General features: G+C 71.6%; 11 protein-coding genes. 1 reads left to right on the forward strand and 10 read right to left on the reverse strand.

Annotated features, from left to right (window positions below):
* Positions 1-15: 15 nt before the first annotated feature.
* Positions 16-1530 carry a TraR/DksA family transcriptional regulator gene (locus tag EKH77_RS08045; protein WP_126913726.1) on the reverse strand — a complete coding sequence of 505 codons (1515 nt, stop codon included), beginning with the start codon at positions 1528-1530 and terminating at the stop codon, positions 16-18.
* Between the two features lie 443 nt (positions 1531-1973).
* Between EKH77_RS08045 and ileS the strand changes: the two genes are divergently transcribed.
* Complete coding sequence (gene ileS, locus EKH77_RS08050) at positions 1974-5111, forward strand: isoleucine--tRNA ligase (protein ID WP_126913727.1); 3138 nt, start codon at positions 1974-1976, stop codon at positions 5109-5111.
* Between the two features lie 218 nt (positions 5112-5329).
* Here ileS and EKH77_RS08055 read toward each other — a convergent pair whose 3' ends face one another.
* From EKH77_RS08055 to ftsW, 9 genes are all read right to left on the reverse strand, one after another.
* On the reverse strand, positions 5330-6562 hold the full coding sequence (locus EKH77_RS08055; protein ID WP_126913728.1) for a DivIVA domain-containing protein: 1233 nt from the start codon (positions 6560-6562) through the stop codon (positions 5330-5332).
* Between the two features lie 61 nt (positions 6563-6623).
* Positions 6624-6908: a YggT family protein gene (locus EKH77_RS08060; protein WP_086567466.1), complete on the reverse strand. Its 285-nt coding sequence runs from the start codon at positions 6906-6908 to the stop codon at positions 6624-6626.
* Positions 6909-6979: 71 nt separating this feature from the next.
* Positions 6980-7594 (reverse strand): cell division protein SepF, encoded by a 615-nt coding sequence (locus EKH77_RS08065; protein ID WP_126913729.1) that lies wholly within the window; start codon positions 7592-7594, stop codon positions 6980-6982.
* A gap of 121 nt (positions 7595-7715) precedes the next feature.
* Positions 7716-8441 carry a YggS family pyridoxal phosphate-dependent enzyme gene (locus EKH77_RS08070; protein ID WP_126913730.1) on the reverse strand — a complete coding sequence of 242 codons (726 nt, stop codon included), beginning with the start codon at positions 8439-8441 and terminating at the stop codon, positions 7716-7718.
* On the reverse strand, positions 8438-9202 hold the full coding sequence (pgeF, locus tag EKH77_RS08075; protein ID WP_417923192.1) for a peptidoglycan editing factor PgeF: 765 nt from the start codon (positions 9200-9202) through the stop codon (positions 8438-8440). The genes EKH77_RS08070 and pgeF overlap by 4 nt, the downstream gene beginning before the upstream one ends.
* Before the next feature lie 119 nt (positions 9203-9321).
* Positions 9322-10563 (reverse strand): cell division protein FtsZ, encoded by a 1242-nt coding sequence (gene ftsZ, locus EKH77_RS08080; RefSeq protein ID WP_126913732.1) that lies wholly within the window; start codon positions 10561-10563, stop codon positions 9322-9324.
* 240 nt (positions 10564-10803) lie between these two features.
* Positions 10804-11700 carry a cell division protein FtsQ/DivIB gene (locus EKH77_RS08085; protein ID WP_126913733.1) on the reverse strand — a complete coding sequence of 299 codons (897 nt, stop codon included), beginning with the start codon at positions 11698-11700 and terminating at the stop codon, positions 10804-10806.
* A 29-nt stretch (positions 11701-11729) separates the two neighbouring features.
* Complete coding sequence (gene murG / locus EKH77_RS08090) at positions 11730-12824, reverse strand: undecaprenyldiphospho-muramoylpentapeptide beta-N-acetylglucosaminyltransferase (protein ID WP_126913734.1); 1095 nt, start codon at positions 12822-12824, stop codon at positions 11730-11732.
* Between the two features lie 6 nt (positions 12825-12830).
* On the reverse strand, positions 12831-14216 hold the full coding sequence (gene ftsW, locus EKH77_RS08095; RefSeq protein WP_206279827.1) for a putative lipid II flippase FtsW: 1386 nt from the start codon (positions 14214-14216) through the stop codon (positions 12831-12833).
* Positions 14217-14310: the final 94 nt, after the last annotated feature.

Here is a 14310-nt window from a genome sequence, read left to right on the forward strand (position 1 = left end):
GTGGTGCGGGGCCGGTCAGCGACGTTCCTGCCGCTGCTTGCACTCCACGCACAGCGTGGCCCGGGGAAACGCCTGCATACGGGCCTTGCCGATCGCTTTGCCGCAGTTGTCGCAGAGGCCGTACGTACCGGCGTCCAGGCGCTCCAGCGCCCGCTCGGTCTGCGTCAGCATCTCCCGGGCGTTGGCGGCGAGGGCCAGTTCGTGCTCCCGGGTGATGTTCTTGGTCCCGGTGTCCGCCTGGTCGTCGCCGGCGCCGTCGCCCGAGTCGCGCATCAGGCCGCTGATCGCGGCCCGGGCGGCCTCGATCTCCGCGCGCAGCCGCATCACCTCGCCCATCAGCTCGGTACGGGCCTCGGCCACCTCCGCCGGCGACCAGGGCTCCTCCCCCGGCCGCACGGCGAGCTCGCCGGGTGCGGCGGTGCCCGTGCCCGTGCCCGTGCGGGCTCCCGGCACCTTCTTCGCGGCCTGCCCCATGGTCTTCTTCGCAGCCACCGTCCTGGCTCCCGTCTCCTCAGCGGACACCGCCGTCGCCGCCGGTGCGAGCTCATCGGCGGCGGCCGCGCCCTGCCGGGCCCGGCCGCCTTTCTTCGCTGGTGCGGTGACCCCGGCGGCTCCGCCCTTCCGGGCCGCCGCGGCCGTGGCCACCGTGGCAGTCTTCCCCGCCGCGACGCTTTCTCCCGCACGTCCCGGCTTTTTGGCCGGGGCGCCCCCCTTGGCGGCCCCGCCGCCGGGCCCGGCGGCCTTACGGGGCGGGGTGGCCCGCTCGGGGGCGGCCGCCGCCGGCGTGGCTTTCGCGCCGGGGGTGCGTGTCTTGGCGGGGGCCACCTTGGCGGCGGAGGCGCGCCCCTTCGCCGGAGCGGCCGCCCTCTTCCCGGCCTTCTTGGCCGGGGCGGCCTCACTGCCGGAAGGCGCCTCGGCCGCCGGTGCGGCTTTCGCACCGGAGGTGCGCGCCTTGGCGGCCTTCGCGGCCTTCGCGGCCTTCTTGGCCGGGGCGGTCCCGCCTGCGGGGGTGGCCTCACGGGCCGAGGCACCACTCTTGGCAGCGGCCGCCTTCACCGCGGAGGCGCGTCCCTTCGCTGAGGACGCTGCCTTCTTGGCCGGGGCGGCCTTCCCCTCCCCGGTGGGGGCTGCCTTCTTGGCCGAGGTCGCCTTCTTGCTGGGCGCGGATGCCCCAGGGGCGGCCTCGGCCGGTGCCGCCTTCGTGGCGGGGGCCGCCTTCGAAGCCCGCGCGGTCTTTTTCGCGGGGGCGGCCTTCGCGACCGCCCCCGCCGGTGCCGCCTTCGCGGCCCTCCTCGCGGCAGCGGTCTTCGCAGGCGCCGCAGCGCCCTCGGCCGACGCGGCCTTCGCCGTTTTCGCCGTCTTCTTCGCGGGCGCGGCCTTCCGCGCCTTGGCGGCCTTCCCCTCCGCGGGCGCGGCGTTCGCCTTCCGGCCCGACGACGCGGCCGGCTTCCCGGCCCGCTTCGCGGCCGGCGCCGTCTCTCCCGCAAGCGCAGGCGCAGCCGACTTCGTCGACGTCGACTTCTCCGCCATGGCCGCGATCCCTTCACATTTTATGATCTTGGGCGCAAATCGTGCGGGAACGATAAATCGCCCGGGCCCCCTCGGCAACGGGGCTCGCCGGTCTCCGCCCCCGTGCCCCGCCTCCGGCCCCGTAATCGGTCGGCCGTCGCGCCGTCCGCCCCGTACACTGGGCGCAGCGAAAGGCGTGGAAGGGACCAGTAGCGCCGCACGCAGCCATCAGCGATCCGGGGACGGTGCGAGCCCGGGGGTGTGCGCGGGGTGAAGATCAGCCCGGAGCCGCCGGAAGAACGCCCCCGGATCGACGAGGGCCAGTAGAACCGGCGTCGCGACCCTAATGAGGGGGCCGGAGGCGCGCGAAGCGTCTGCGGCCAAGGAGGGTGGTACCGCGGGAGCGCGCTGCGCGTCTCGTCCCTCCGACGGACAGTGCGACGACGTTCCGCCGGAGGAAGCCGATGACGCAGTACCGCCAGGTACCCGCACAGGTCGATCTGCCCGCCCTCGAGCACGCGGTGCTCGACTTCTGGCGCGAGCACAAGACCTTCGCCCGCACCCTCGAGCAGTCCGAGGGCCGCCCCGAGTGGGTGTTCTACGAGGGCCCGCCCACCGCCAACGGCATGCCGGGCGCCCACCACATCGAAGCCCGCGTCTTCAAGGACGTCTTCCCCCGCTTCCGCACCATGCAGGGCTACCACGTGGCCCGCAAGGCCGGCTGGGACTGCCACGGCCTGCCGGTCGAGCTCGCCGTCGAGAAGGAGCTCGGCTTCTCCGGCAAGCAGGACATCGAGGCGTACGGCATCGCCGAGTTCAACGCCAAGTGCCGCGAGTCCGTGACCCGTCACACCGACGCCTTCGCCGACCTCACCACCCGCATGGGCTACTGGGTCGACCTGGACGACGCCTACCGCACCATGGACCCGGACTACGTCCAGTCCGTCTGGTGGTCGCTGAAGGAGATCTTCGACAAGGGCCTGCTGGTCCAGGACCACCGCGTCGCCCCCTGGTGCCCCCGCTGCGGCACCGGCCTGTCCGACCACGAGCTCGCGCAGGGCTACGAGACGGTCGTCGACCCCTCCGTCTTCGTCCGCTTCCCGCTGACCTCCGGCCCGCTCGCCGGCGAGGCCTCGCTGCTGGTGTGGACGACCACCCCGTGGACGCTGGTCTCCAACACCGCGGCCGCCGCGCACCCCGACGTCACCTACGTCGTGGCCACCGACGGCACCGAGAAGCTGGTCGTCGCCGAGCCGCTGCTGGAGAAGGCCCTCGGCGAGGGCTGGACGGCCACCGGCCAGTCCTTCACCGGCCGTGAGATGGAGCGCTGGGCCTACCGTCGCCCGTTCGACCTGGTCGAGTTCCCCGAGGCCGCCCACTTCGTCGTCAACGCCGAGTACGTCACCACCGAGGACGGCACCGGTCTGGTCCACCAGGCCCCTGCCTTCGGTGAGGACGACCTCAAGACCTGCCGCGCCTACGGCCTCCCGGTCGTCAACCCGGTCCGCCCCGACGGCACGTTCGAGGAGAGCCTCGGCCTCGTCGGCGGCGAGTTCTTCAAGAAGGCCGACGAGAAGCTCGTCGCCGACCTCACCGAGCGCGGCCTGCTCTTCCGGCACGTCGCCTACGAGCACAGCTACCCCCACTGCTGGCGCTGCCACACCGCACTCCTCTACTACGCGCAGCCGTCCTGGTACATCCGCACCACCGCCGTCAAGGACCGGCTTCTCCAGGAGAACGAGAAGACCAACTGGTTCCCCGACTCGGTCAAGCACGGCCGCTTCGGCGACTGGCTGAACAACAACATCGACTGGGCGCTCTCCCGCAACCGCTACTGGGGCACCCCGCTGCCCATCTGGCGCTGCGAGGAGAACCACCTCACCTGCGTCGGCTCGCTGGCCGAGCTCTCCGAGCTGACCGGCACCGACCAGAGCGGCCTCGACCCGCACCGTCCGTACATCGACGACGTGACCTTCGGCTGCACGGCCGAGGGGTGCTCGCACACCGCCGTCCGCGTGCCGGAGGTCATCGACGCCTGGTACGACTCGGGCTCCATGCCGTTCGCCCAGTGGGGCTACCCCTACAAGAACAAGGAGCTCTTCGAGCAGCGCTACCCGGCGCAGTTCATCTCCGAGGCCATCGACCAGACGCGTGGCTGGTTCTACACGCTGATGGCGGTCGGCACGCTCGTCTTCGACAAGTCGTCGTACGAGAACGTGGTCTGCCTGGGCCACATCCTCGCCGAGGACGGCCGGAAGATGTCCAAGCACCTGGGCAACATCCTCCAGCCCATCCCGCTGATGGACCAGCACGGCGCCGACGCCGTCCGCTGGTTCATGGCGGCCGGCGGCTCCCCGTGGGCCGCGCGTCGCGTGGGCCACGGCACGATCCAGGAGGTGGTGCGCAAGACGCTCCTCACCTACTGGAACACCGTCGCCTTCCAGGCCCTGTACGCCCGGACGTCCGGCTGGGCGCCCAGCGCGTCGGACCCGGCGGCGGCCGACCGCCCGCTGATCGACCGTTGGCTGCTCGGCGAGCTCAACACGCTCGTCGACCAGGTCACCCAGGCCCTGGAGGCCTACGACACCCAGCGCGCCGGCAAGCTGCTCTCCGCCTTCGTCGACGACCTCTCCAACTGGTACGTCCGCCGCTCCCGCCGCCGCTTCTGGCAGGGCGACGCGGCCGCGCTGCGCACGCTGCACGAGGTCATCGAGACCGTCACGCGGCTGATGGCCCCTCTCACTCCGTTCATCACCGAGCGGGTGTGGCAGGACCTGGTCGTCCCGGTCGACCCGCAGGCCCCGGAGTCGGTGCACCTCGCCACGTGGCCCGTCGCGGACGCCTCCCTCATGGACCCGGCGCTGTCGCAGCAGATGCTGCTGGTCCGCCGCCTGGTCGAGCTGGGTCGTGCCACGCGCGCCGAGTCCGGTGTCAAGACGCGCCAGCCGCTGTCCCGCGCGCTGGTCGCGGCGGCCGGTTTCGAGACGCTGGGCGAGGAGCTGCGCGCCCAGATCGCCGAGGAGCTGAACGTCTCCTCGCTCGCCTCCCTCTCGGAGGTCGGCGGTTCGCTCGTCGACACCACGGCCAAGGCGAACTTCCGCGCGCTGGGCAAGCGTTTCGGCAAGGGCGTCCAGGCGGTGGCGAAGGCGGTCGCGGCCGCCGACGCGGCGGCGCTGTCGCTGGCCCTGCGCGAGGGGACGGCCTCGGTCGTCGTCGACGGTGAGACCGTCGCCCTCGCTCCGGACGAGGTCATCATCACCGAGACCCCCCGCGAGGGCTGGTCCGTGGCCTCCGACTCGGGCGCGACCGTCGCGCTCGACCTGGAGATCACGCCCGAGCTGCGACGCGCGGGCCTGGCCCGCGACGCGATCCGGCTGATCCAGGAGGCGCGCAAGAACAGCGGCCTGGACGTGGCGGACCGCATCGCGCTGCGGTGGGTCTCCACGGACGAGGAGGTCGTCACGGCGCTGGGCGAGCACGCCGGTCTCATCGCGGACGAGGTCCTCGCCACGGACTTCTCGTCCGGCGACGCGGATGGCTCTTACGGTGAGCCCTTCACCGACGAGGGGCTCGGACTGACGTTCCGCCTCCGTAAGGCGTAAGCAGACGGGTGAACAGAACCCCCCGGCGCTACCGCGCCGGGGGTTCTGTTCACCCGCCCGCCCGATTGCCCGGACCGTCATGAGTACGGACGGGCTGACCGTGCCGGGCAATCGGGCGGGCGGGTGGGCGAAACCCGCGCCGAAGGCGCGGAAAAACGGGCCGGGGCCCCTGGAATTCCAGGGGCCCCGGCCCGTATAAGCCGCTCGCAGAGCAACCGTCAGTTGTCGTCCTCATCGATGAGGAACCCACGCATCGGCGAAGGCGCCTGCATCGGCTGCTGCCCCTGCGGCCGCACCGGAGCCATCGGCTGCGTCATGGCCGGCGACATCTGCTGCTGACCGCCGTACGACGGGGCACCCGCGGAGGGAGCGCCCATCGACTGGTTGCCGCCCATGCTGTGACCGCCCATGCCCGCGCCGGCCGAGGCCATCGACCCGCTCATCGAGGGGGCCGGCGGCAGCGACGCGGCGGCCGGGGTGCGCGGCGGGGCCAGCGAGTCGTCCGCCTGGTTCTCCAGCTGACGCAGCTGGCTCTCCAGGTAGGACTTCAGGCGCGTGCGGTACTCGCGCTCGAAGCCGCGCAGGTCCTCGACCTTGCGCTCCAGCGTGGCGCGGGCGGACTCCAGGGAGCCCATCGCGACACGGTGCTTCTCCTGCGCGTCCCGCTCCAGGGCGTCCGCCTTGGCACGGGCGTCCCGCTCCAGACCCTCGGCGCGGCTGCGCGCCTCGCCGACGATCTTGTTGGCCTCGGAACGGGCCTCCGCGATCGCCTGGTCGGCCGTCTGCTGCGCGAGCGAGAGAACACGGGCCGCGCTGTCGCCACCCGGACCCTGGCCCGGCTGCGGCAGCTGCGGTGCGCCCATGGGGGCGTTCTGCGCCATGGGGTTCTGGCCCATCGGACCGTTCTGGCCCATGGGGTTCTGCCCCATCGGTCCGTTCTGTCCCATGGGTCCGCCCATCGGGCCACCCATCGGGCCGTTCTGGCCCATCGGTCCATTCTGACCCATGGGGCCGTTCTGCCCCATCGGACCGTTCTGTCCCATCGGGCCGTTCTGTCCCATCGGGCCGGGACCGTGCGGACCCTGGGGACCGTGGCCGTGACCGCCCGGACCGGCCGGCAGCTGCGGGGCACCGCCCGGAAGCTGCGGCGGGCCGCCCATCTGCTGCTGGTTCGGCGGTACCGGCTGCGGGCCCGATATGGCGGCGGGCACCGGAGCGCCGGGTCGCTGGTCCTGGGGCTCGGGCTTGCGCATGTTCTGCTGCTGGTTCTGCGCGGCGGCACGCGTCGCGGCGGCCAGCTTGGCGCGCAGGTCCTCGTTCTCCCGGAGCAGGCGGGTCAGTTCCGCCTCCACCTCGTCGAGAAAGGCGTCGACCTCGTCCTCGTCATAGCCTTCTCGGAGGCGGACGGTCGTGAACTGCTTGTTCCGCACGTCCTCGGGGCTCAGCGGCATCTCTTCTTCACCTCAACGTAGTCGTCGGCAATCGGCAAGACCGTATCGTTCACAGCCGCGTTCACAGCCGGCTCACGACGGTGATCAGGATGTAGACGATGATCATCAGTACGAAGAAGGACAGGTCGAGCGCTACGCCCCCGAGACGCAGCGGCGGGATGACCCGCCGCAGAAGCTTGAGTGGCGGATCGGTGACAGTGTAGGTGGCCTCCAGGAGGACCACCATCGCCTTACCGGGTTGCCACGAGCGGGCGAACTGGAAGACGTAGTCCATCACCAGCCGGAAGATCAGCACGATCAGGAAGCAGTACAGCGCGATGTAGATCACCTGCTGTGCGATGCCCATCTCGCGCTTCCCTCTCCCCTTGCTCGTACTCGACCTGACCGGTCGTTGTCCGGATTGCCCGGTGTTGCGTCTCAGCTCTGGTTGAAGAACCCACCCTCTGCGATGCGGGCCTTGTCCTCCGCCGTGACATCGACGTTAGCAGGCGACAGCAGGAACACCTTCTGTGTCACCCGCTCGATGCTGCCGTGGAGTCCGAAGACCAGACCGGCCGCGAAGTCGACAAGTCGCTTCGCGTCGGTGTCGTCCATCTCGGTGAGATTCATGATCACCGGAGTGCCCTCGCGGAAGTGTTCCCCGATGGTACGGGCCTCGTTGTAGGTCCGGGGGTGCAATGTCGTGATGCGGTAGGGCTCCCGCTCGGACACAACCTTGGGCATGATCACCGGTGCGTTCTTCTCCAGAGAGTGGCGTTCGGGTGTGATGGACGACACGGGGGCGATTCGGGCGGGTCGTCCCGGTTCCGCTACGAGCGGAGCCGGTTCACGCTGTGCGGGCGGCTGGGCGACTCGAACCGGTTCGTCCGATTGCGTCTGTTGTGCCGTGTGCGCCTGGTGTTGCTGCTGCCGGCGCCGGTCCGGCTCCGGCTCGGGTTCGAACTCGTCATCGGGGTCGAACCCCGGGCCGTCGTACCCATCGTCCTCCACGAGGCCGAGGTAGACCGCCATCTTGCGCATCGCGCCGGCCATTCTCCGCATCCTCCGCTCTGTGGTGGATCGGCTCCGTCAACGGCGCCCGGATCCACGTGGTCCGCCCGCCTTTTGGCGGGAATGACCATATTTTCTGCTGTGGTCCGACTTCCTGGCGACGTTACCCGAGCCGGGGTCGGACTCCGAGTACCGCTGAGCCGACACGTACATGTGTCGCACCGGCCGCAACGGCGTCCTCGAGATCCGCGCTCATCCCTGCTGACACCATGTTCGCAGTCGGATGAGCCGCGCGCAGGTGCGTTGAGATTTCCATCAGCCGCTCGAAGGCGGCCCGCGGTCTGCCCGCGAAGGGGCCGGAGAGCGGAGCGACCGTCATCAAACCCGCCGGTCGCAGCCCTTCCGCCGCGGCGATCTCGTCGGCCAGGGCCGCCACGCCGTCGGGCGCGACACCTCCCCGCGCCCCGCGCTCCCCCGACTCCGCGTCGAGCGCCACCTGGATCAGGCAGTCGAGCTCGGTCTCCCGCCCGGTCCGGGCGGCCGCCTGGGACAGGGAGGTGACCAGTCGGTCCCGGTCAATGGAGTGCACCAGACCGGCGTAATTCACCACCGACCGGACCTTGTTTGTCTGCAACTGTCCGACGAAGTGCCAGGTAAGGGGCAGATCCGAGCACTCCGCCGCCTTGGGGGCGGCGTCCTGGTCGCGGTTCTCCCCTACATGACGGACCCCCAGCTCCGCGAGGAGACGGACGTCGCTCGCGGGGTAGGTCTTGGTGACCACGATGAGGGTCACCTCCTCGCGCGGCCGGCCCGCCGAGGCACAGGCGGTGGAGATACGTTCCTCCACCCGAGCGAGACTGTGGGCCAACTGGTCCTTGCGGTCCGTCACGACTGCTCCTCCAGCCATACGTAGGAGGCCAGCCGACCCGTGGTCCGCTCGCGCCGGTAGGAGAAGTGGTCGGCGGACTCCATCGTGCAGATGTCCGATCTGCCCACGGAGGTGACGCCCATTCGGCCGAGCTGGGCGGCGACCCCGTTCGCCACGTCCACCGCGGGGGTGCCCCGCCGGGTGGTGGCCCAGGACTCCGGCGCCGCCTCGGCGACCTCGGCGCGCATCGCCTCGGGCACCTCGTAGCAGCCGCCGCAGACCGAGGGTCCGATGTGGCCGACGATCCGGTCCGGCTCGGCGCCGAGCCGGAGCATCTCCGTCACCACCGCCGGGACCACTCCGGCGACGAGCCCGGGGCGCCCGGCGTGGGCGGCGCCCGTGATCCCGGCGACCGGGTCGGCGAGGAGCACCGGGACGCAGTCGGCGGTGAGCACCGCGAGGGCCAGGCCCCGACGGGTGGTCACCACCGCGTCCACCGCCGGGGTTTCCCCCTTTTGCCACGGTCCGTCCACGACGGCGACGTCCTTGCCGTGCACCTGGTTCATCCAGACGACGCCGGCCGGGTCGAGGCCGAGGGCCTCGGCGGCCCGCGCCCGGTTGGTCCGCACGGCGGCCGGGTCGTCACCGACCGCTCCGCCGAGGTTGAGCTCCGCATACGGAGCGGCGCTCACCCCGCCCCACCTGTCGGTGGAGGCGAAGTGCGCGCCGCTCGCGTGTGCCACGTGTTCTACGGGGGGCACTGTGTGCTGTTGCCCTATCACTCGCTGCCGTTCAGTGGTTCTTCGGTGTCACTTCGGGCTGGTCCGGATTCAGGGCCGGTCGCCGGTGGACCGGTTCGCCCGAGGCGGTGCCGCCTCGGGCGAGCTCCCGTGAAGTGCGGTCACTTCAGGAAGTCGGGGACGTCCAGTTCCTCGGCCGTCGAGTCCTGGTACGGCCGGGCCGGCGGCACCTGCGGGGAGCTGACCGGCGGCGGGGGGACCTCGGCGACCGGCGACGGCTCGGCCGGCGCGGGCTCCTCGGTGCGCGGGGTCACGCTGCCGAGGCCGCCGAAGGACGGGCGGGACGGCTCGGGCGCGGTGGCCGGCCGGCCGGCGCCGACCGGGCTCTCCTCGCGGCCGGAGCCGTAGGAGGACGAGCCGCCGAGCACCTTGTCGCGGCTGCCCTTGGCCGGCGGCTGACCGCCGTCGAAGCCGGCCGCGATGACGGTGACCCGGACCTCGTCGCCCAGGGCGTCGTCGATGACGGCACCGAAGATGATGTTGGCCTCGGGGTGGGCGGCCTCGCTGACCAGCTGGGCCGCCTCGTTGATCTCGAAGAGACCGAGGTCGGAACCACCGGAGATGGAGAGCAGCACACCGCGGGCGCCGTCGATGGACGCCTCCAGCAGCGGCGAGGAGATCGCCATCTCGGCGGCGGCCACGGCGCGGTCGTCGCCGCGGGCCGAGCCGATGCCCATGAGGGCCGAGCCCGCCTCGGACATCACCGACTTGACGTCGGCGAAGTCCAGGTTGATCAGGCCGGGGGTGGTGATCAGGTCGGTGATGCCCTGGACACCGGAGAGCAGGACCTGGTCGGCCGACTTGAACGCGTCGAGCACGCTCACCTGGCGGTCCGAGATGGACAGCAGCCGGTCGTTGGGGATGACGATGAGCGTGTCCACCTCGTCGCGGAGGCTGGCGATGCCGTCCTCGGCCTGGTTCGCCCGGCGCCGGCCCTCGAAGGTGAACGGTCGGGTGACCACACCGATCGTCAGGGCGCCCAGCGAGCGGGCGATGTTGGCCACGACGGGCGCGCCGCCGGTGCCGGTGCCGCCGCCCTCGCCGGCGGTGACGAAGACCATGTCGGCCCCCTTGAGGACCTCCTCGATCTCCTCGCGGTGGTCCTCGGCCGCCTTGCGGCCGACATCGGGGTTCGCGCCGGCACCGAGGCCACGCGTGAGTTCCCGGCCGACGTCGAGCTTGACGTCGGCGTCGCTCATCAGCAGGGCCTGTGCATCGGTGTTGATCGCGATGAACTCGACGCCCTTGAGACCGACCTCGATCATCCGGTTGATGGCGTTCACGCCACCGCCGCCGATACCGACGACCTTGATGACTGCGAGGTAGTTCTGCGGTGCTGCCACGTCGAAGGCCTCTCGCCTCGAGTTACGTATGCCTGGGGGCGGTTCTCAATGCCGACCCGAACCCTAACGTTGAAGTTTAGGGTTACCGGTGCCACTGTTCCCTGGGTTCTCCGAAACAGGACACTAAGTCGACAAGCGGCGCGGCTTCAACGAACACGCCGAACCTCCCGTTTTTCTTTTCACCCTATGTGATCACCCATAGCCGTAGCCAACCAGGGTGCTGGCCAGCCGGGATCGACGTCAACTCCCGGACACCGCGGGCGCCGCCGGGGCGCTCACATCGAAGTGTTTCGCGCCCCCCGCCGCCTTGAGGAGCGCAACGAGCGTACGGGCCTTCGCCTCGCCCCGCTCACCACTGCCCCAGGCGATCGTCCGATCATCCGTCAGCTCGACGGTGATGGAGTCGTAGGAGCGCACCCGGATGGCGCGGGTGTCCCGGCGCACCTCGGCGGGCAGGTCGGCGGCGACGCGGGCGGCCTCGCGCTCCAGCCGTTCGACGCCGAACCGGCGGTTGCCGGGCGAGCCGGAGTCCTCCACCACGAGCCGGGGCACCCCGGCCACGGCTTGATCGACTGTGGCGAACCGCACTCCGCTGCCGTCGATTTCAATAAACTTCCCGCCCTTTTCGAGCAGGACCTTGGGGCGGCGTTCGGTCACTTTCAGACCGATCGTGTGCGGCCAGGAACGTACGACGTCCACCGACTCGATCCGCTTCAGCCGGGTCAGCAGCCGTTCCTCGATGGCGTCGGCGTCCACGGAGGCCAGGGGGTCGCCCAGCGGCACCCGGGCCGCCTCGCTCACCTGTGCGGCCGTCAGCACCGTGGTGCCGCTGACCTCCACGCGGGTGACGCGCAGCCAGCCGGAGCCGTAGAGCACCCAGATGGCGGCGGCGCCGGACAGCAGGCTGACGACCGCCCAGAGGAGCGGTCCGCGCGCGCCGGGGCGGAGGCGGGCCCGGGGGCCGCCCGGGCCGCCCCGGCGGGGCGCGCGGCCCCGCCGGGGCGTGCCGGAGGACGGGGACCGGGACGGCTTGGGCCGCCTGGTCTGTCCGGCGGACCCGGAAGACCTCGCGGTCCCGGAGGACTTGGACTTGCCGTTCTTGGCCGCCCCACGCCGGGCGGTCGTCGGTCCGGCCACGCTCCCCAGCCTCCTGCTCCTACGGGCCGTCAGCCCGCTCTGTGTGCGGCGATCGCCTCGTACACCATGCCGACCAGCAGCTCGTCGGCGTCGCGCCGGCCGAACTCGGCGGCGGCCCGGGACATGTCGTACAGCCGGTGCGGATCGGACAGCACCGGAAGGACGTTGGACGTCACCCACTCGGGGGTGAGCTCGGCGTCGTCGACCAGCAGGCCGCCGCCCGCCTTGACGAGCGGCTGGGCGTTGAGCCGCTGCTCGCCGTTGCCGATGGGCAGCGGGACGTAGGCCGCCGGGAGGCCGACGGCGGACAGCTCCGCGACGGTCATCGCGCCCGCGCGGCAGAGCATCATGTCGGCCGCGGCGTACGCGAGGTCCATCCGGTCTACATACGATACCGGGACATAGGGCGGCATTCCGGGCATGTTGTCGACGCGCGGCAGTTCGTTCTTCGGACCGACCGCGTGGAGCACCTGGATGCCCGCGCGCTGGAGGAACGGCACGACGGTCTGGACGACCTCGTTCAGCCGGCGGGCGCCCTGCGAGCCGCCGGAGACCAGCAGCGTGGGCAGGTTGGGGTCGAGCCCGAAGGCGGCCCGGGCCTCGGGGCGGACGGCCGCCCGGTCCAGGGTCGCGATGGTGCGGCGCAGCGGGATGCCCACGTAGCGGGCGTTGCGCAGCTTGCTGTCCGGGGTGGACACCGCGACGCCGGCGGCGTAGCGCGAGCCGATCTTGTTGGCCAGGCCGGGGCGGGCGTTGGCCTCGTGGACGATGATCGGCACACCGCGCCGCTTGGCGGCCAGGTAGCCGGGCAGCGCCACGTAGCCGCCGAAGCCGACCACGCAGTCGGCCTTGGTGCGCTCCAGGATCTGCTCGGCGGCCTTGATGGTGCCGCGCAGCCGCCCGGGGACGGTGATCAGCTCCGGGGTGGGCTTGCGGGGCAGCGGTACGGCGGGGATCAGCCCCAGCTCGTAGCCCCGCTCGGGCACCAGGCGGGTCTCCAGGCCCCGCTCCGTGCCGAGCGCTGTGATCCCCACGGTCGGGTCCTGCCTGCGCAGGGCGTCCGCGAGGGCGAGCGCGGGCTCGATGTGTCCGGCGGTTCCTCCGCCGGCGAGTACGACATGCACCGAAATTCACCGCTCTCCGGACGGTCGCTTCTTGACGCGCCGTCTCATCGTCTTCCATCTCACCCCAGGCTGCCGCATGGCCAGCGCCGCCCGCGCACCGGGTTCGTCGCGTGCGAAGGCGATGAGCAGTCCGATGGCGAACATGGTCGGCAGCAGGGCCGACCCCCCGTAGGAGAACAGCGGGAGCGGGACACCGGCGATCGGCAGCAGACCGAGCACCGCACCGATGTTGACCACGGCCTGGGCCGTGATCCAGGTGGTCACACCTCCCGCGGCGTACCTCACGAAGGGGTCCTCCGTGCGTCCGGCCACGCGGATACCCGCATAGCCTAGAGCCGCGAACAGGGCGAGTACCGACAGCGTCCCCGCCAGACCCAGCTCCTCGCCGGTGATCGCGAAGATGAAGTCGGTGTGGGGCTCGGGTAGTTCACCCCATTTTTCCACACTCGCCCCGAGTCCGGCACCGAACCAGCCGCCGTTGGCCAGCGCGTAGATGCCGTGGACGGCCTGCCAGCACTGGTCGTGGTCGCCCGGGTCCGTGGCCCCGATGCACTCCAGCCGGGACATCCGGTTCGCACTGGTCTTGATGAAGAGTACGGCGAGGGCGGCGGTGATACCGAACACCCCGGAGAAGAGCCGGGTGGGGGCGCCCGCCACCCACAGCAGGCCGAGCAGCACGGCGGTGAGGACCACGGTGGTGCCCATGTCGCCGCCGAGCATGATCAGGCCCAGCAGCAGGAAGGTGACCGGGACCAGCGGCACCAGCAGGTGCTTCCACTGGGTGAGGAGCTTCTTGGAGTGCTTGCGGGCCAGCAGGTCGGCGCCCCACAGCACGAGCGCGAGCTTGGCGAACTCGCTGGGCTGCATCTGGAAAGGACCGCCGAGCGCGATCCAGTTGGTGTTGCCGTTGATGGTCTCGCCGATGCCGGGCACCTGGACGAGGCAGAGCAGGAAGACCGAGACGGCCAGCAGCGGGTAGGCCAGGGCGCGCAGCAGCCGGACCGGGGTACGGGCGGCCGCGAGCAGCAGGACGGTGCCGATGGCGGCGGCCAGCAGCTGCTTGCGGAAGAAGTAGCTGGGGGCGAGGCCGTTCTGGAGGGCCTTGATCTGGGAGGCGGAGTAGACCATCACCAGACCGAGCACGATGATCAGCAGGGATCCGCCGAGCACCAGGTAGTACGCGGTCAGCGGCCGGTCCCAGGCGCGCCTGGCGCGGGCGTGGAGGCCCCGCAGGCCGCCGCCCCGGCCGCCGGGGGGCCGCCGGGGCGCGGGAGCGCGCCCGGACCCGCCACGGGCCGGCGGGCGGGGCGCCCGTACGGACCGGGAGCCCGCCGCGGGCCCGCGCAGGGCCCGCCACACGCCGGCCGGCGTCAGCATGTCGTCCGCGTGCATCCGGGTCGCCCCTTCGCTGGTCTCCCGCGGCGTCCGGCCGTGTCGCCGGGGCCGGATCGCCGCGCTCGTCGGTTCCTGGCGGGCGCGGCGCCCG

This window comes from Streptomyces luteoverticillatus (assembly GCF_003970715.1).
Lineage (GTDB): Bacteria > Actinomycetota > Actinomycetes > Streptomycetales > Streptomycetaceae > Streptomyces > Streptomyces abikoensis.

Excerpts from the sequence above, each read along its gene's own strand:
- EKH77_RS08045 (WP_126913726.1), bottom strand. The coding sequence starts at position 1,530 with ATGGCGGAGAAGTCGACGTCGACGAAGTCGGCTGCGCCTGCGCTTGCG.
- ileS (WP_126913727.1), top strand. The coding sequence starts at position 1,974 with ATGACGCAGTACCGCCAGGTACCCGCACAGGTCGATCTGCCCGCCCTC.
- EKH77_RS08055 (WP_126913728.1), bottom strand. The coding sequence starts at position 6,562 with ATGCCGCTGAGCCCCGAGGACGTGCGGAACAAGCAGTTCACGACCGTC.
- EKH77_RS08060 (WP_086567466.1), bottom strand. The coding sequence starts at position 6,908 with ATGGGCATCGCACAGCAGGTGATCTACATCGCGCTGTACTGCTTCCTG.
- EKH77_RS08065 (WP_126913729.1), bottom strand. The coding sequence starts at position 7,594 with ATGGCCGGCGCGATGCGCAAGATGGCGGTCTACCTCGGCCTCGTGGAG.
- ftsW (WP_206279827.1), bottom strand. The coding sequence starts at position 14,216 with ATGCACGCGGACGACATGCTGACGCCGGCCGGCGTGTGGCGGGCCCTG.